Below are 17,690 nucleotides of genomic sequence, written 5' to 3' on the forward strand. Positions count from 1 at the left end.
TTTTCCTAATTGCAAAGAGTCTTTCCATAGGAATTTCACTGTATCCTGCCAGAGCATGCCCCATAAAAGCTCTAGCACTCCTGGCAATTTTCCTGTTTCTGTCTCTCCCTCTCCAGACTTTCTCTCTTGGAAAATACACATCCGCAATAATTCTGCCGATACAGCCCATACTCATGGGAAAGCTCAATGGAGCGCTTATACCCGTTCTTTTTCTTAAAATCAGAGGGCAGATGCTCCACCTTATAAATCTGGGAAAGCTCCTGTCCGATCTCGTTGATCTTTCCTGCATTTTTCAAAGGACTGATGGAAAGAGTGGTGGTATAATAATCGTATCCGCCCTCCCTGGCCAGCTTCGCAGCTGCCTCCATCCGAAGACGATAGCATTTAAAACACCGCTCTCCGCCCTCTGGCACATCCTCCAGGCCTTTTGCCATAGCGTAAAAATACTCTGGTTTATACTCTCCCTCCACCAGTGTTACCGGATGTAGAAATTCCATCTCACTGATCAGCCTGCGGATCTCTGCTACACGCTTTTCATACTCCTCCTTTGGAGAAATATTGGGATTATAAAAAAACACTGTAACAGAAAAAAACCTGGAAAGATATTCCAGGACATAACTGCTGCAAGGCGCACAGCACGCATGAAGGAAAAGCCTTGGAACCTTTCCTTCTTTCTGCTGCTGTTCAATTAATTTCTCAAGCTCTTTTTGGTAATTTACATTTGCCAATTCTCTCACCCATTCTTACAACTGTTTCATATCCACTCTCAGAGTTCTCTATTAAGTCGGCATCCAGCCTTACTTTCCCATGCTGCAAAAGCACAACGATCGTAGAACCTCCAAATTCAAAATAACCTTTTTCTTCGCCTTTTTTCACTTCACAGGCACCCGGCTTCAGGTTTGTGATCTTCCCTACCATCATGGCGCCTACTTCCATCATGGTGATGGTGCCAAACTGCTTTGTTTTTAACAGACAGTATTCTCTGGTATTCTCATGGTAGATCTGGCACACATCATTGGCTGCCGGATTTACCGTATGAAAAACGCCTGGAATCTTTACAGCTGGAGATTTCTCCCCATCTGCCACGTAACAGTAATGATGGTAATCATCCACAGTCAGTCTGAGGATCACCGCATAACCGCCCAGATACCGTTCTGCCAGCTTTTTGTTCTTCAACAGGCGCTCCAGGGTATAGGGGGTATCCTTTATGAAAAAGCGGGAGTCACTTCCAATGCGGCTGACGGTAACCTTCCCATCGCAGGGGCTGACCAGCACACTGTCATCCTCTGCAACCGGACGCTGTCCCTCTTTTAACCTTCTGGTAAAAAAGTCGTTGTAGGAGTGAAATTTCTGCGTGGTACAAGCAGAAAGGTCGATACTGTTCCGCTCCACAAAGCCAGGGACCATACGGGCAGAAAATCTGGTGTTCAAAAACCAGCCGCCCAGCCTGGTAACAAATGGCTGCACCAGGATTTTCAGACAGAGACGACCGCCCCTGTCATTATATAAATGGCGCAGAAACTTATCCTGTCCGTTCTCTTCTATGGTGATATTTCCTTTTCTGTCAATATATTTCATAGTACCTCCTGGACTCCCCCAAATCATATGTATCTGTTTTCTGGCCGCTCTTCACGCAATCTCCATTGCTGTTCCATTCACCTGCTGCGAACGATCCTATGCACCTTGACCACCTTTGCAATCTGCCGGGCATAACTTTTCTGCCTGTATTTACAGCAGATGGAACATCATGGAAAGCGCCAGTGCCACAAGTGCCACAAGAAGGATCGCCATTGGATTCTGGGGCTTTTTCACCTTGAAATCCGTAACAAACAGCACGCCCACTACCACCACCGCTACATGGATCACCAGCAGGAAATTATTTCCGCAGCCTCTGCGAAGAAGATACAGAAACGGCAGGATGATCGCCATAGAGGTGATGGGCAGCCCCTGGTAATACTGGCGCAGCTCGGAAGTCTCATTCTGTCTTTTCTCTTCCATCACGTTAAAATAAGCAAGGCGGATCACAGACGCCACACAATACAGGCAGAGAATGATGATTCCCGGAATCCGGTTCATTCCCAGACAATAGCAGATCATTGCCGGAAATACGCCGAAGCATACCACATCACACAGGGAATCGATCTGGATCCCAAATTTCTTCTCATCTTCTGTCCGGTTCTTCTTGGTACGGGCAATTTTGCCATCGAACATATCACAAAGTCCGGACAACGCCAGACATAAAATCGCAACCTTAAAGTTTCCTGCAAGTGCCCTTGTCATTCCAAATACGGAAATGGCAAGGCTTATGTAAGTAAGCACCACTGTATAATCATAAAATCCAAGCATATCCTGTTTCTCCTTTTCAAAACGTTCTTCCTTCATAGCAATTGTTAACTTCCTTGTATCTCTTGGTTTTTCCTTCCAATGGTAAGATGCGCCACACACGTCATCAGCGCGCTGATCAGCATTTGCCCATAATAGGCAATTCCACGGCTGAGCAGCATGGATGGCAGCAGAAGCTGTCCAAACACCGGCACAAACATCACCATATATAATGTCTCGCTGATTCCCATACCTCCCGGAAGCGGAAGCATATCAACCGATACGGAAATCACCGCCTGTAAAATAGTAATGGTCAGGATTCCATACTCATGAAGTCCCAGGGCACGATATACCCAGTAGGTTACCGTGAACAGAATACACCTCTGTACAAATGTAATGATAAATACATTCAGTATAATCCGTTTATGGCTGGCCCAGAAAGCCGCCGTCTCATGATACTGGTCCATGGAAGCCTCCAACTTTTCCAGTCTGGTCTTCTTCGGCTTCAGGATCCGGATATGCTCAATGATCTTCAGGCCTTTTACCATGATCCATTTGGCCAGACCGGGAGCAAACACCAGTATCATCATAAAGGTCACGCAGAACACATTCAGTCCCACGCCAAGATAAAATACCCACATATAATCTCCCAGATAGCCTCTCAGGAAATCTCCGCCAAAAAGACAGATCAGAATACCGATCACAACCAGCACTGCTTTATAAGTGATGGTAACGATCATCAGGACCAGTGTGGTGACCGGAATGGGCAGCTTATCCTTTTTCATATAGAAAATCTGCATTGGCTGTCCGCCTGAAGCAGAGGGGGTAATGCAGCTGAAGAAAAATCCCACAAAAGAATACAATGCACAGTGACTCATCTTCACACTGGCTCCAAGGGTTTTCATCATATAAAAAATGATAACCGATTCGCCCAGGATAAAAAGTACCACGCACACAAGACTCAGAAGCAGGTATCTTTCATCTGCTTCCCTTGCAGTGCTGATAATATCCCCGATATCCTTACCACGAAAAATCAGGTACATGGTAAGCCCGAAAACGATTACCAGAAATAACAGGTTAAGAACCGTTTGCTTTTTGCTCATAATCTTATTTTCTTTCTAAAAAATTGTCGATACGAAAATTACGAACCCCACTTTTTTGTGTCCGCGCATCACAGCGTATCTGTACGCAACACAGATACACTCCTATAGTATAACACACCCTATTCCAAAAGCATATCATAAATTATACAAAAATGGAGGTTTGATTATGAATCCGCTTCTGGAAGTGAAGGATGTGAGTCTTTCTTACCATAGCCTATCTGGGGAGACAGCTGCCCTTTCTCATATATCCTTTGAACTGATGCCAGAAGAGTTCCTGGCAGTTGTGGGGCCTTCCGGCTGTGGAAAGTCCACGCTTCTGAATCTGATCTGCGGACTTCTTACCGCTGAACAGGGTACCATTCTCATGAACGGAAGTCCTATAAACGAGGACAGCGCCCGCATTGGCTATATGCTCCAGAAGGACCATCTTCTGGAGTGGCGCAGCATCTACCGTAATGTTCTCCTTGGTCTGGAAATCCGCGGGGAGCTTACAAAGGAAAATCTTTCCTATGTAGACCACATGTTAAAGCTCTATGAGCTGGACAAATTCCGCGACCAGCGTCCAAGCCAGCTCTCCGGCGGTATGCGTCAGCGGGCGGCACTGATCCGCACACTGGCACTGAAGCCTGATCTTCTGCTTCTTGACGAGCCCTTCTCAGCCCTTGATTACCAGACAAGGCTAAACGTAAGTGATGACATTGGAAAAATCCTGAAAAAGCAAAAGAAGCCGGCAATTCTTGTCACTCACGATATTTCCGAAGCCATCAGCATGGCTGACCGGGTACTGATCCTTTCCCGCCGTCCAGCCACTGTGGTAAAGATCGTACCCATCGACCTGAATATGAAAGACCGTACACCTCTTACATCAAGAAATGCCCCAGCTTTCAAATCCTACTTTAACCTGATCTGGAAGGAGCTGAATCAGAATGCATGAACCCTCCCACGCACAAAAAGCATATCTTGCCCGTCAGAAAAGGGACCGTCGCCTGGTGATAAGTGCAAGGCTTCTGGTCTTTCTTATTTTTCTTACGCAATGGGAGATCACCGCAAGGATGGGCTGGATCGATTCCTTTATCTTCAGCAGTCCTTCCATGATTTTCAAAACCTTTTTGGAAATGGCAAAAGATCAGTCCCTTTTTGTCCACATTGGTGCCACTCTTAAAGAAACTCTTCTTAGTTTCTTCTTCGTAGTGATACTTGGACTTGGTATTTCCATCCTGCTGTGGGGATGTCCCCGGCTTTCAAAAGTGCTGGAGCCTTATCTGGTGGTCCTGAACAGTCTTCCCAAATCCGCTCTGGCACCGCTTTTGATCGTATGGCTTGGGGCACGCCAGCGCACCATTATTGTGGCTGGTATGTCCGTTGCCATCTTCGGATCCATTTTGAACCTTTACACTGGCTTTGGGGAGATCAGCCAGGAAAAGTTAAAACTGATCCGTACCCTAGGCGGCGGCAAAAAGGAAGAACTGTTAAAAATTGTTCTGCCGTCCTCAGTTCCCCTCATTCTGGCAAACATGAAGGTGAACATCGGACTTTGCCTGGTGGGTGTGATCATTGGAGAATTCATCGGAGCCAGACAGGGACTTGGCTACCTGATCATATATGGCAGCCAGACATTCCAGCAGGTACGCATTCTGATTTTTTGCTTTTCCAATTCTCTGTTTCTGTGCAATTCTTTGTAAACTGCTTTTCTCTTTTCTTTCCACTCTACTATAACGAAGCGCATTCCTGTATGTCTTCAAAAAAGGATATAAAATTTACAAATTTTCAGATCCATTCTTTCAGACAGTCAAAGGCGATCCGCTCAGCCCCTCTTTCCAGATGGATGATGCCGCATTCCCGAAATCCAAACTTCTTCAGTGCTCCCTGCATTGGTTTGTTATCTTCATGGGTGTCAATGCGCAGATATCCGCATTTCTCCATACCATAGGAAAAAGCAGCTTTCGTTACGCCTCTTGTTTCTCCATCGGAAGCTACCCTGTGAATAACTCCGTATGGCTTCTGCCGGCTGTGCCATGCCCCGTTTTCGATCACACGGTACGTAGGATCTTCCCCAATAAAAAACACAAACGTTCCTACGATCTTCCCGTTTTCCTCACATACATGGGAAATGCCTTGTTTCACATCATTCTCTACAGTGGAAACCTCGGGATAACGGTCCTCCCACTGGTTGGGATTGCCATTGTTTTTCATAAATTCTCTTGCGATTTTGTATAACTCCAGGATCTGCGGAAGATCCTGTACAGTAGATTTTCTAATATTCATAGATATGCTCCTCATATGATTTCATTCGCTTCTATATGTTATTGGCATTTTTAATCCAGCCTGTATAAACAGGCCAGTTTGCTGCCATATGTTTTTTTAGTATAGCATATGGGAAATCTTCACCGCAATAATGGATTTTCCACCTTTTTGCACCAGTTCCAGGCGGTCTGGATAAACCCGGATCTTTTCTATTTCTTCCAGAAGACACAAGGTACAGGCTTTGGAAATGGAATGATCCTGCTCCATGAATTTCCGGATCTGCCCTGGGCGATCCTGCACACCGTTATTCTGTGCCAGATTCCGCCCCTGCTCTTCTGCACGTTCCACCGGTTTCTGGATCCTTTTTTCTAATTTTCGCTGCAATTCATATTGTTTTTCCCTGAAAACCGGCTCTTCTATGATTCCTTCCAGATATTTATCCAGAAGGAGCCGCTGCTGATGCTTGATCTTTTTCTCTGTCTGTTCCAGATTCTTTCGTGCGCTCTTTTCCTGTTCTTCCAGACATTCTTTCATAATTTGCACAAAAGCTTCTATAAGCGCAGGTTCTGACAGGCCAGATCCTGATTCCGCAGATAAGCGCAGGGAACTGTTTGCTTCTGCAAAAAATACACATTCCTCCAGGTCCAAATTTTCCAGCGCAGAAAAAAGGACCTGTTCTTTTAAATGCATATTCTCACATCCCCCTGTCCTACCCTTCTTTTTCCGCCCTTGCTCCAGATAGGTCCGGCATTTCCATTCATGGACAAAATCCTCTTTCCGCCTTCTTGTAGTCCTATAAAAAGGCGCTCCGCAAAGACCACAGACCAGCTTCCCGCTTAAAGTATACTTTCCTTTGTTTCTCCCATATTCCACCTTTTCCCGTTCTTCCGAAATGTTCCTTCTTCTATCTATTTCCCGGTTTGCGGCTTCCCACAATTCTTCCGGAACAATAGCCGGAATGCGTTTCTCATAAATAAAAAACTGTTCTTCCGGGTTTTTCACCGTCTTTCTGGTGTCAAAATCATAATGTTTCCGGTTCATCACCACAGTCCCCTTGTTAATGGGGTTCCGGATCATACGGCGGATGTCCGAATCCGAAAAGGGGGTTCCATTGCGTTTTCGGATTCCTTCTTCCAGCAAAATCCGGGAAATCCTTCTGCTGCCCAATCCAGCAGCACAAAGCTCATACATTTTTCTTTTCACTGCGGCTTCTTCTTCCACAAGCACCAGGCTTTTGTCCGGCATTTTCCGGAATCCATAGGTATTGGAGGTAAGCATCAGGGCGCTTCCTGTTTTCTGGCGGTTCCGGTGGGCATTGTTGATCTTTCTGCTTAACTCCCGGCTGTATTCTTCTGCCAGAATTGCCTTAATACCGGTGATCAGCGCATCGTCCGTATTGTAAAAACGGTTTTCCAGATACAGATACAGCTGCTTTCCACTTGTTACCAGACGGTCAATAAAAATATACCAGTCCCGGGTGTTCCGCATCAGTCTGTCCTGGGATTTTATCACCACAATCTCGAACCTATCTCTAAGAAGATCTGCAAAAAGTCTTTGGTATTGTTCTCTTCCTCTGGTGCTGGTACCGGACCGGCTCTCGATATATTCGTCCTCCAAAGACCAGTTCAGGCGGCGGACGCATTCTCTTGCCTCTGCCGCCTGTCTTATCAGGGCGTCCCTCTGGCACTCTTCCTCTGTGCTGCACCGGCAGTAGATCACCGCCCGCATCTTAAAGTGCCTCCATATTTCTTTATTCTTTCTTTCAAATCCACCCCTTCTGCCAGGGTGATCTGGTTTTCCTCTGCCAGGATATCCACAAGCTTCTCCAGAACTTTCTGTTCCTGACTTTTCTCTGTTTGCAGACACTTCTGGGATTCAGATACACACATATGCCGTCACCAGCTGATAAACCTTGTTTTATAATATGTATCTTCCACTTTTCCTGTCACAAGGATCGCCGTTTTACCGTTTATCCCACCGGCGGCTTATCCAGCATGTGCCACTCCCATTCCGGGTCGATCACCGGATCTGCCGTTTCCAGGACCGCACAGTCTTTATCACATCCGTCCACTGCACAGACACAGGCCATTCCCGCTTTCTCAAAATGTCCAGGCACACCTTCATAGCGCACACACCAAAGCCCACGGTAATGCATTCTTTTGCACAGTCCATATTCATATTCGTATTTTATTGTTTTCTCTGACATTTTTTACCTCTTTTGTAAATTTTTCTTTAAAGCCAGAAGCTGGCAGTTCTTTCATTTTTCAATTTTCCACAGCACATTTTTACCATCCTGGTAAATACAGTCCATCGCCAGTCTGACGCCTGGTTTTTCTGTCATAGGATCTTCAATTCCAACAGCCAGCGTATATCCATTCCCCAAAAGTGCCGGGACATCTTTGGTTTCAAATACGTTCTTCGTAATAAGCTGTGTTTCAGGCAAAACAGAAGAAAGAAGCATATTCACCGCTGCCTTTTCTTCCAGCTTTCCAGATGGATCCTCCAGATACAGATATACCGGCCAGTTTTGATAAAACGGGGCAACACCATCATTATTCCAGGTCAGCCGCAGACAATCCTTTTGTCCCTCATTTTTCCAGACAGCCTCTGAAATCCACAAACGGTACCCCATATTCGAAAGCACCTTCTCATATCCCTCTTTATACTGGACATCTGCATATTTCGGTCCTAAAAAAGTGGTGTGGGATTTCCGGATCAGCTCCACGGTCTGATCCAGATCTGTTACCAGCATCTGTTCCATGGAAACCGAGCTGGTAAACTCACCTCCTGAAGGAGCTGTCTTCCAAAAATCCGGCATCGCCTTCAGCGCATCTTCCTCTTCTGCCTGTCCATAATCTCCCCCTTCTTCAATCCAGGTCAGCCATTCCTGTGTGGACTCCTGGTATCCAGCCATATCGTTATACAACCCCATTCCATAATCTTCTGCAATACGAAATGGCCTTCTCATAAGCATGGCAGCCCCCGGGAAAGCCTCCAGCCAGGGCATGACATACTGGTTTCTTACCGCCTCCCTGGGAATTCTCGTCATTCCCTCACTGTAATTTACATGCCATTCTCCCCAATGTCCAAGACTGCCCAGTTCAATATAACTGATCAGTTCATCCTTTCCAAAGTGCTCTCCAAGAGCTTTGACCGCCTTCTCATGCTCTTCTATAAAAATTTCATTGTTGTAATCCGGGGAATAGCCTTTTCCATATTCACCGTCATACCAGGTTCCGTCTTCCCCTGTCTTTTCATACAGCCACTGGGGGATATCCATATGTTTCTCATCACCAGGAATGTCACAGACAAAACGCAGGATCAGATGCTTTCCTTCTTCTCTCCATCTCTTTGTCTGGTTTTCCTCTTCTATGGCCTTCCAGTCATAAACGCCTTCTTCTGGTTCTAACTCAGCCCAGGTAATATCCATATACAAAAGGGAAATGTCTTCTGACACTTCCTCGTGCCAGGCACTTGGTGCATATCCCATAAGCGGATTTCCAAAAACCTCCTGGGATTTCTGAAACTGCTTTTTATTTTCATTTCTGGAAGACCACCACCAGTAGCCTGCGCCAGCTGCCAGAACGACAATCAGAATCATCAGCATTGCTGCCAGAACTTTTTTCATCCGTGATATTCTCCATTATACTGAATCAGGGTTACATCCTCTACATTTTCTATACTGCGGATTTTTTCCATAAAGTCCATGTCATTTTGCCTGCAGTATAACTCTACGGCCATCTCTGTTTTTTCTTTTCGCATTGTCTTGGATTTGATAAAGTATTTTCTTTTTCCAAAGCATCGGATCACCTCGTCTCCAGCTTGATCTCCTGTGTAATGGATCACTGCAATATAGATTTTCCCCCTCTGCTGTTTGTGGTAAAACAATACGATCATCAGGATCATGATCGCAGCCGCCAGAAGTGCCAGGACATACATTCCCGCTCCCGCTGTGATCCCTGTGGTGATCGCCCAGAACAGATACAAAAGATCCATAGGATCCTTAATCGCTGTACGGAAACGGACAATGGACAGGGCTCCTACCATACCAAGGGAAATCACTACGTTTGTACTAATTGCCAGGGTTACCATACAGGTAAGCACTGTCATTCCCACCAGGGTAACGGCAAATGTCCTTGAAAAAACAACTCCTGCGTAAAACTTCCGGTATACCAGATAGATCAGCGCACCCAGAAATAGGGCTGCAGCTAAAGCCTCTATAATCCCTGGAATATTATATTGGGTAAATGCACCTGACTCCAATACAGACTTCTTTATTACATCTTTTACACTCATGCCTGTTTCCTCCCTTTTGTTTCGTTTGAATCATTTGTTTTTCTATTTTATTACCAGTGCCAGATTTTTTTCTTCCTGACACAAAGGTCATTCCCTCTTATGTCTCATACCAGTACCCGAATCCATTCATATACCTGGTCTTCTCATAACAGAGTACATATTTGGAAACCGCTGTAAATTCCGCTGCAGGAGGCGGCAGAACATCACGCAAAAGCTGGGGAAGCATTTCTGTAAACTTCACTTCCATAATTAGTTTTCCAGGTTCCAACACGGACAGCGCAGACAGTGCCGGATCAAAAATATCGTAACTGCCAATGGCCGCTCTCACATCTGAATCAAAGGTGATCCTCACCGTTCCTGCATCCAGGATCCAGGGGATCCGGTCGTAATCCACAATGGTCCTTGGCCGCATCATATTGCAGGTACATTCTATGTAAAATTCCCGGCACAGGGAGTGGGGACTGTGCAAAAGGAACTCATAGTCCCCCTTCAGGATTTTCTCAACTTCTTCTCTTGTTAGCGGTGCACTCTCCTTGTAAATATAGCTGCCAAATTTCTTTTTTCGTTCCAGCTTTATAAATTTGTCATTATTGTTATAAAGCCGGATCCTGTATTTTTTTCTCTTAAGAACACCTGCTTCTTTTTCCTCATAGGCACTGTTCCAGTAATCATCGAAATACAGGCTCCGGATAAAATATCCCCTTTCTCCTGCATGGGGGTCTGGCTGCAGAAATGGCTTCAGCCTGAGGGTGAGCATTTCTTTTTCACTGGTACTGATCAGATACTTCCATTCATTTCGAAATGCTTCCTTGCTTTTATTCCTCATAAATATCTTCCTCGATCTGTCCGTCTTCTGTTACATAGATACATTTCATACCATAATGCTTTCCTTCATCTGTAACATAATAATCAAAGGCATCCTGTGTATTTCCTTCTTCATTGACAGCACACACACGGATAAAATACTGGCCAGCTTCCGGAAGGGAAACCCTGGTCTCTGGGATCTGAAGTCCCTCCTGTGAAGCGATCACATCCTGAAACAGATAATCCCTTGCTACCTCCACTGAATAAGTAATATCCTCTGCATCAAAGGAATACGAAGGATCCCATGTTATTTTCATTTCCTCCCCATCAGCCTCAGGAATACCAATATAAAACGGCATAGGCTTATTAAGGCTCTCTACATACAACTGATAATTTTGTTCTATTTCTTCTGGAAGTGCAGCAGCAATTTCATCATACTGTTCGCTGGTAAGGGGTGCATAAAACGCATCTGGCATCTCATAAAGATAGGACTTCACCACAGTCTTATAATTTTCGATCATGGTGCCCAGTCTCTCTTCGCTGAGATATTCCTTCAGATCCAGGATTGCTTCATCCAGCTTTTGCCGGAAATGATCTGATTTCAGGCATCTCTGGAATAATACATTTCCCCAGTAGTTGCTGATGCCCGATTCCCAGCTTTTGTGATCGCTAAAGCCTGTCACATCATATTCTGACCGCATCAGACACCCATCGTTATCCCAGGGGATAAAATACCAGGTATCCGAATTCAGAGGACTGTACAGATACATATTCCGGTTCTGGGTATCCACATTTCCCATCAGTATCTGAAAGCCCATCCAGTATGTGAGATTCTCCTCATCAAAATAGTCTTCCAGAATTGTATCAATAGGGATACTATAGTCATTCACCGCATCCAGCATTTGGATCAGCTTGCTGTTATCTGTATTCCCTTTTGTTTCCAAAAGCTCCTCAAAAGCAGTACTGTCATAGGTTGGATCACTCTGAAGCTTTATCACGTCTTCATTTCTGTAAAATTCAAAATAATTTATTTTATACAGCTGTCCATTGGAATCCAGTCCATGGTTCTTCATTCCGGTTTTATTGAATTGCTCCACCTGGGTATACAGGCCATAATCCTCAAATTCACTGTCAGCAGAACCATCTGTAGTATCTTTTACATACAAATGTACAAACTGGGTTCTCATGCTGATCAGCTGCGGAATACCCTTCAGCAGGTCATACGCAAGCTTGTTTCGGAATCGCATTCCTTCTGTCATATGCTTGTTCAGATTAATCGTTCTCTGGCCCCGCCAGGTTCCTTTATTTTTCTTCAGTTCGATCTTATAGTTTTTCTGGGCATTTCGGCTTGAAGTCTGTCCACGGATCTGTACCGTGGCATTTGGAACGCTTTCACCATACCCTACCATTCCTTCTGTAGGACCGTTCTCATCCCCTACCTGTAAAAGAGCTGCTGCCTGATACCGTTCTACTCCCATCTCCTCATAATCATAAGCGGAATAGCTGTTGATCTCTTCCCATGTATGATCTGTGTTTTCTGAAGAATTTCCCTTTGAAACAGTGAGATACATGGTAACCACACTGGTATCCGCATCATTCTCATAAAGGCTGTCTTTATCCCTTATATGAACCTGGTCAATATCCTGGGTGTCTGCCTTTTTTATATTCCGGGATTCTTCAGATGTCTCTTTTTCTTCTGCATCTGTACTCTCATTCTTTTCTTCCTGCACTTTCTCCCTGGCTCCTATACAGCCTGCGAATAAAGACAGGAGCATGCTTCCAGCAAGAATACCTGCAAGCTTTCTATATTTTTTCACTGTTCTGACTCCTTTCCAGTTTTTCACTGAGGAAATAACCAAGTCTGGAAAACATCCCTCTTTTTTCCCGTGCCACAACCGGCTGTACACTCAAAATGTAATAGGGCAGGCGCTTTGTGTAATAATCCAGCCGAAAGGCTGCGATCAGAAAGAACATTGCACTGCCAGCGAGAAATCCAAAGCCAAAATAAACCTTTGGATAAGACAGGGAGGTCACTGTAAATATCACAGTTCCTCCAGCAAAGCATCCGGAAGCCGCAATTGCCCCCTTGTAATCTGTAAAATATAAAAGCAGCAGGAGCATTGTATTAGCCACAGCATAAATGCCATATCCCACACAGAGCGTTCTAAAATACCCTTCCATAAGGTCATTAAACCCAAGCGGCAGATACTCCAGAACCACTCCCCCCAGGGAAATAGCAAGTGCTGTAGCAAGAAGCTGTTTCAGGGCAGTATATTTTAGCTCCACATTCAATACCTTTAGCATTTCCTCACCAGCCTGGGTAATGTCCCCCACAGCACCTTTATCATTGAATAAACTGTAGTAATTTTTATATTTGGGATAAAAATTTACTTCCACAGAAACCACAAAGTTTACCGTTGTTACCAAAATCGTAAGAAATGCTACAAGGGCTGGCACATCGTGGTAAGGCGCACCTACAAACAAGCCTTGCACCTGTACCTGAAGCGGACCGATCCACATGATCACCAGATGGGCAAACAACCCAATATTGATAAAAAGCCCTGTAAACGCAAGAGGCAGAAACTGATCCACCCATCTCAGAAAAAGGAAGGCGCCCTTTTCCCCCTGTGGAAAATACTGGTATAAAAGGATCACGTCCCACAAAAGCATTACACCGTATCCGATGGCAACTGCAGTCAGAAGTGCTTCTACGTGTGGAATTCCAAACATCAGCAGCACCCACCCGGATATAAACGTGATCACAATGGCAGCTGTAAAGGATAACATGATTCCTCTGTAGTCTTTGATCGCAGTAAGATAGCTCATTGCATTCCAGGTAACGATCAGCTCTCCGAATAGCCACAGACACAACAATCCGTCTATAAGTCCTGCACCGGAAAAAATAAGGAAAATCCCGTACAAGATTCCACCAGCCACCAGCATAATTCCGGCAGACCCCCAGAAAGAAGGCAATACCTTGTCATATTCTTCCTCATACAGCATATCTGCAATAAACCTGGTAACTACCATAGACAGAAAACTAGTAACTGTCAGGGAAAACAAAAGAGTATACGTGATCATACACACCAGAAGTTCCCGGCTATGCCTGCTGCCTCCTGTTTTATCACAAAGATACATGACGCCAAGAAGCAGCACGATTCCAAGAAGCATTGGCCCGGTACATACCACTCCCGCATATCCGTAAGCTCTGAAAGAAGCAAACAGCCCTTGTCTGTTAAATAGTTTTTTTAGTTCAAATCCGATTCCAGCCATTCTTTTGTATCACCTCTTCATATAGTTCCCGGTACAGACGGATCATCCGCTCCTGTCTGTAATAAGCCTTTACTCGGTCCTGACCATTTTGGCCCATACGAAGCCGCCTGTTTCTGGATTCACACATTTTCTCCATGGCAAGAGCCAGACCATCCCGGTACATAGGTGCCACATAATAACCAGCCTTTCCATACACATCCTCTTCCTTTCCTTCCAAAAGTTCCCGGCAGCAGCCTACATCTGTGGTAACGCAGGGACGTCTTGCAGCAAAGGATTCCAGCACAGACAGGGGCTGTCCTTCTGAAATACTGGTAAGGATGGTAAAATCCAGTTTTTCCATATATTTTACAATATCCACACGACCTGTAAAAATAATATTTTCCAGCTTCAGCTGTTTCACCAGCTCATAACATTCCTGTGCATATTCTTCATCATCAACCCCTCCCATAATGTGAAGACGTACATTTTTTACATGTGCTGACAGTTCAAAAAAAGCGTAGATCATGGTCTTGATATCTTTGATGGGAGCAAGCCTTACCACCGCTCCAATATCCACCCAGCCATTCTCTTCTTTCAAGGGGATTCCGGACAGCCTGTCATAATCGATCCCATTTTCGATAACCCGGCACTTTCCAGGTGCACAGCCCATCTGGATCTGAGTGCGCATTGCATTTGTAAAAAGACAGGTCACACGAAATGCCCTCTGGTAGATCATATCTGACAGCATATAAAAAAAGGCGATCCACTGTTTCTTAAAGGACGGAACCACCCACCTGGCACGGATGATTTCCTCTTCTCTCTCCCTTGTATAAATTCCATGTTCTGTAAGAAGAACATCCTTTTTGTACACATAACCACCCAGGCATGCCAGAAGCCCGCCATACCCAGTACATATGGCATGATACACATCCGCTTCTGGTACTTCGCTTCCCATAAGATACAATACTGGCAGAAGCATGGAGCGCATAGTATGAAAAGCGTCTGCAAAGGCAATGTATGGATACTGTTCCTTACAGATTTTTATAAGAAGATCCAGAAAGGTCTCACTTTTTAAAAAAGCCATGGGATTTAAATGTTTATCATGATATAAGGAAAACAGCGTCTCCCAGTCCGGTCTTCCCATCTGCATCAGTTCGCTCAGGCTTTCTAATTCTTTTTCGGAAAAAATATGGGACATTTTTCCCTTTTCTTTCACCCGGAGGGCATCATCCAGAAAAACCTCATGAACCTCTACAACATTTTTCGGAAGTTCATAGACAAATTTCCCTCTTTTTTCTGCACTTGCCCCAATGACCCAGAGCACAAATTCATGCTCCTGCATCTGTTTCATATACTGGTGCATCCACGTAGAAACACCGCCAAATACATAAGGATAACATCCTTCCAAAACCAGACAGATTCTCACTGTTTTCTCCTTTTATCTGCATTTTTAATACATATGTTTATGTTACCAGTGGTAAAAGACCTTCTGACACAGCTGGCATCATACTTATTTAAATTCAATGTACACATCTTCCTGGTCTGCGCTCAGCAGATACAGATTCCCCGCAGCCTGCGTCAAGTCCCCACCAGTCACACGCACCGGAGTTCCTTTATTCATTCTCACCATCAGATATGCCTGATCGTAAAAATTTCCCAGATGAAGATGCACTTCACTATCTGTAATGTCTTTCTCCACTGTCAGGGCACCATATCTTTCAATAGCCCCGGATAGCTCAGAGCCTGTAAGATTTCGAAGTGCCGGCGCTGCCTCGTTCATCCAGGTCATATACTCATCCAGACGCTGTTTCAGCTTTTCCCAGCCAAGGGCTGCACCCCTGTCCTCGTCCAGAAGGTCATCCGGATGCATAAAATGTGTATTTACAAAATGCATATTCAGCTCTGACAGAGCTGCCATCTGCATATAATCATCAATGATGGCACCAGAAATAATACGTGGCTGTTCCACAATTCCATCCTCCGCCACCTCAAATTCCTGTACATAGGCAAATTCACCTGAGAAATAGTTGCTTGCAATGGTGCGGAGCTGGGGATACATGGAACCAAGCAATGCCCTTCCTTCTTCTGACAGCACATTCGAAGGCGGAACGTAAACAGACATTTCCGTCTCCGGAAACATTTCCTTTCCAAAGTTCATCAGCTCCTTCATTGCTTTTTCCATAGCCGAAAGACTCGTCCAGGTATTATAAGGAAGCAAATCTCCATAATCTGTGTTGGGCAGGCTCAAAGGCTGATGATTATAGCCGTGATAGCCCAGCTCTCCCCCCTGATGCAGGATCATATTTCCAAAATACTGGAACCGCTGTACATCTTCCTGGCGCTGGGTTTCTCCATCCGTGTCATCCTCATAATTTTCAATCATAACCCCTGTATATTTCACATTGTGCTTTGCTGCAAGGGCGATCATATCCGGCCACCAGATATTGGTATAGAAATCTGCAATGCTGGTGCCATAATCCCTTTTTACATAGGTTCCATCTCCGCTGGGGACAGGGGATGGAAAATCATCCAGATAAAAAACGGAGCCATTGATCACCGGATATACCCCCACATCAGTCAAAAGGCTGTAGGACGCGGCAAAAAATCCTCTGCAGGCCTTTTCACATAATCCAAAATTATCTACTACAAATTTTCCTTTCCCATAATCGTTCTCCCAGATCAGGGGAACTCCTGAAGGGTCATCCGCCCAGGCATATACCTTTGCGCGCTGGGTTAATTCCACAGCCCATGCAGATTCGTAGCCATCTGTGATCTCATAGGCCTGTCCTCCTCCGATAAGAAAATCCTTGTCAAAATAAATGCTGTTCACCATAGCATCTGTATAGCCTGAAGATGCGATTCCAAGCTTCTGCTCGATAACCGATACATAAGTATCCTTTTGGAGGGTAAGGGCAAACATGGCACTGCCGCCTGCTTTTACCCAGTCAGTGATTTTTAAAACACCTTCTTTCAAAGGGTTCAAATCGCTTAAAAGAACCACCACTGTCTCATATCCAGACAGATTCCCTGGCATTTCCCCGCTGCTTATATCTACCAGATCCACCCCCACTTTCATATCCAAAAAGATCTGCTCAAACTGTGTCCATGCTATGGTACTGTTCTCCTGATTTGTGTCCATAAGGACAAGGCAGGTGGGTTTTAAAGCCTTCACTGCATCCTTTTCTGTAGCCAGTTCCTCTGCATCCAGATAACTTAATTCTTTTTTTCTTTCCTGATAGGACAAGCCGGAACGTTCCGCAAACAGAATTGCCCCTATGAGCAAAAAACAAACCAGGATCACCAGAATTCCTTTAAATTGAAAATTTCTCATCTTTTTTATCCAATCAGCCAAAATTCCAGTGCCTCCTTTCCCTTTGAGGAAAGATAAATGTGTTCCTCTTTTAAAGCTTTTAAACTTTCTTCTATTTCCCTTCCCATTTTCTGTGCTGCCAGATATCTGATTTTCCAGATCCAGTATTCTTCACTTCTGTGCCAGTTCTGATCCATTATTTTCAGCGTCTTCCCAGCCAGTGCAAAGTCGCCTTGTTGTTACTGACGACCGGTTTTGTCCAAAACCATCCGGTATTTTTTGCCCGGAATCAGACGGAATTTCTGTCCGCCAGAGACTTTTATTTAAATTTCTGGCGGACATTTTTCTATAATTCTTTA

Annotated in this window: 19 protein-coding genes; 2 read left to right on the forward strand and 17 right to left on the reverse strand. The window is 44.9% G+C overall.

The window, feature by feature from the left end; genetic code table 11:
* Window positions 1-71: 71 nt before the first annotated feature.
* From ACTQ50_RS09395 to ACTQ50_RS09410, 4 genes are all read right to left on the reverse strand, one after another.
* The gene (locus ACTQ50_RS09395; protein WP_441483969.1) at window positions 72-728 is read right to left on the reverse strand and encodes an epoxyqueuosine reductase QueH; all 657 of its coding nucleotides are present in this window, start codon (window positions 726-728) and stop codon (window positions 72-74) included.
* Complete coding sequence (locus ACTQ50_RS09400) at window positions 697-1,578, reverse strand: phosphatidylserine decarboxylase (RefSeq protein ID WP_441483970.1); 882 nt, start codon at window positions 1,576-1,578, stop codon at window positions 697-699. Before ACTQ50_RS09400 ends, ACTQ50_RS09395 begins: the two co-directional genes overlap by 32 nt.
* Window positions 1,579-1,728: 150 nt before the next feature.
* On the reverse strand, window positions 1,729-2,346 hold the full coding sequence (locus ACTQ50_RS09405; protein WP_441483985.1) for a CDP-alcohol phosphatidyltransferase family protein: 618 nt from the start codon (window positions 2,344-2,346) through the stop codon (window positions 1,729-1,731).
* Window positions 2,347-2,390: 44 nt separating this feature from the next.
* Complete coding sequence (locus ACTQ50_RS09410) at window positions 2,391-3,428, reverse strand: lysylphosphatidylglycerol synthase transmembrane domain-containing protein (RefSeq protein ID WP_441483986.1); 1,038 nt, start codon at window positions 3,426-3,428, stop codon at window positions 2,391-2,393.
* A gap of 163 nt (window positions 3,429-3,591) precedes the next feature.
* Here ACTQ50_RS09410 and ACTQ50_RS09415 point away from each other — a divergent pair, with 163 nt between their 5' ends.
* Window positions 3,592-4,359: an ABC transporter ATP-binding protein gene (locus ACTQ50_RS09415; protein ID WP_441483971.1), complete on the forward strand. Its 768-nt coding sequence runs from the start codon at window positions 3,592-3,594 to the stop codon at window positions 4,357-4,359.
* On the forward strand, window positions 4,352-5,107 hold the full coding sequence (locus ACTQ50_RS09420) for an ABC transporter permease (protein WP_441483972.1): 756 nt from the start codon (window positions 4,352-4,354) through the stop codon (window positions 5,105-5,107). The genes ACTQ50_RS09415 and ACTQ50_RS09420 overlap by 8 nt, the downstream gene beginning before the upstream one ends.
* Before the next feature lie 85 nt (window positions 5,108-5,192).
* On the opposite strand, the gene ACTQ50_RS09425 is transcribed toward ACTQ50_RS09420, so the two are convergent.
* The 13 genes from ACTQ50_RS09425 to ACTQ50_RS09485 form a co-directional block, all read right to left on the reverse strand.
* Entirely contained in the window at window positions 5,193-5,690 is a 498-nt protein-coding gene (locus ACTQ50_RS09425; RefSeq protein WP_226821520.1) for a GNAT family N-acetyltransferase, read from the reverse strand.
* Between the two features lie 96 nt (window positions 5,691-5,786).
* Window positions 5,787-7,397, reverse strand: a complete 1,611-nt coding sequence (locus ACTQ50_RS09430) for a recombinase family protein (RefSeq protein ID WP_441483973.1) — start codon at window positions 7,395-7,397, stop codon at window positions 5,787-5,789.
* On the reverse strand, window positions 7,385-7,558 hold the full coding sequence (locus tag ACTQ50_RS09435; RefSeq protein ID WP_441483974.1) for a hypothetical protein: 174 nt from the start codon (window positions 7,556-7,558) through the stop codon (window positions 7,385-7,387). The genes ACTQ50_RS09430 and ACTQ50_RS09435 overlap by 13 nt, the downstream gene beginning before the upstream one ends.
* Before the next feature lie 80 nt (window positions 7,559-7,638).
* The gene (locus ACTQ50_RS09440; protein ID WP_441483975.1) at window positions 7,639-7,875 is read right to left on the reverse strand and encodes a hypothetical protein; all 237 of its coding nucleotides are present in this window, start codon (window positions 7,873-7,875) and stop codon (window positions 7,639-7,641) included.
* 51 nt (window positions 7,876-7,926) lie between these two features.
* Window positions 7,927-9,297, reverse strand: a complete 1,371-nt coding sequence (locus ACTQ50_RS09445) for a DUF4832 domain-containing protein (protein WP_441483976.1) — start codon at window positions 9,295-9,297, stop codon at window positions 7,927-7,929.
* Window positions 9,294-9,965: a DUF4956 domain-containing protein gene (locus tag ACTQ50_RS09450; RefSeq protein WP_441483977.1), complete on the reverse strand. Its 672-nt coding sequence runs from the start codon at window positions 9,963-9,965 to the stop codon at window positions 9,294-9,296. The genes ACTQ50_RS09445 and ACTQ50_RS09450 overlap by 4 nt, the downstream gene beginning before the upstream one ends.
* Window positions 9,966-10,062: 97 nt before the next feature.
* Window positions 10,063-10,791 (reverse strand): polyphosphate polymerase domain-containing protein, encoded by a 729-nt coding sequence (locus ACTQ50_RS09455; RefSeq protein ID WP_441483978.1) that lies wholly within the window; start codon window positions 10,789-10,791, stop codon window positions 10,063-10,065.
* Complete coding sequence (locus ACTQ50_RS09460) at window positions 10,781-12,586, reverse strand: CotH kinase family protein (RefSeq protein ID WP_441483979.1); 1,806 nt, start codon at window positions 12,584-12,586, stop codon at window positions 10,781-10,783. The genes ACTQ50_RS09455 and ACTQ50_RS09460 overlap by 11 nt, the downstream gene beginning before the upstream one ends.
* A complete protein-coding gene (gene pelG, locus ACTQ50_RS09465) occupies window positions 12,573-14,042 on the reverse strand; it encodes an exopolysaccharide Pel transporter PelG (protein ID WP_441483980.1) in 1,470 nt (489 codons plus the stop codon). The genes ACTQ50_RS09460 and pelG overlap by 14 nt, the downstream gene beginning before the upstream one ends.
* The gene (pelF, locus tag ACTQ50_RS09470; RefSeq protein WP_441483981.1) at window positions 14,023-15,447 is read right to left on the reverse strand and encodes a GT4 family glycosyltransferase PelF; all 1,425 of its coding nucleotides are present in this window, start codon (window positions 15,445-15,447) and stop codon (window positions 14,023-14,025) included. Before pelF ends, pelG begins: the two co-directional genes overlap by 20 nt.
* An 84-nt stretch (window positions 15,448-15,531) precedes the next feature.
* Entirely contained in the window at window positions 15,532-17,373 is a 1,842-nt protein-coding gene (locus tag ACTQ50_RS09475; RefSeq protein ID WP_441483982.1) for a DUF2194 domain-containing protein, read from the reverse strand.
* Window positions 17,358-17,528, reverse strand: a complete 171-nt coding sequence (locus ACTQ50_RS09480; RefSeq protein WP_441483983.1) for a hypothetical protein — start codon at window positions 17,526-17,528, stop codon at window positions 17,358-17,360. Before ACTQ50_RS09480 ends, ACTQ50_RS09475 begins: the two co-directional genes overlap by 16 nt.
* Window positions 17,503-17,690, reverse strand: a 188-nt coding sequence (locus ACTQ50_RS09485) for a hypothetical protein (RefSeq protein ID WP_441483984.1), incomplete at its 5' end; no start/stop codon positions are given. The genes ACTQ50_RS09485 and ACTQ50_RS09480, both read right to left, overlap by 26 nt.

This window comes from Blautia sp. Sow4_E7, assembly GCF_052116245.1.
GTDB lineage: Bacteria > Bacillota > Clostridia > Lachnospirales > Lachnospiraceae > Blautia_A.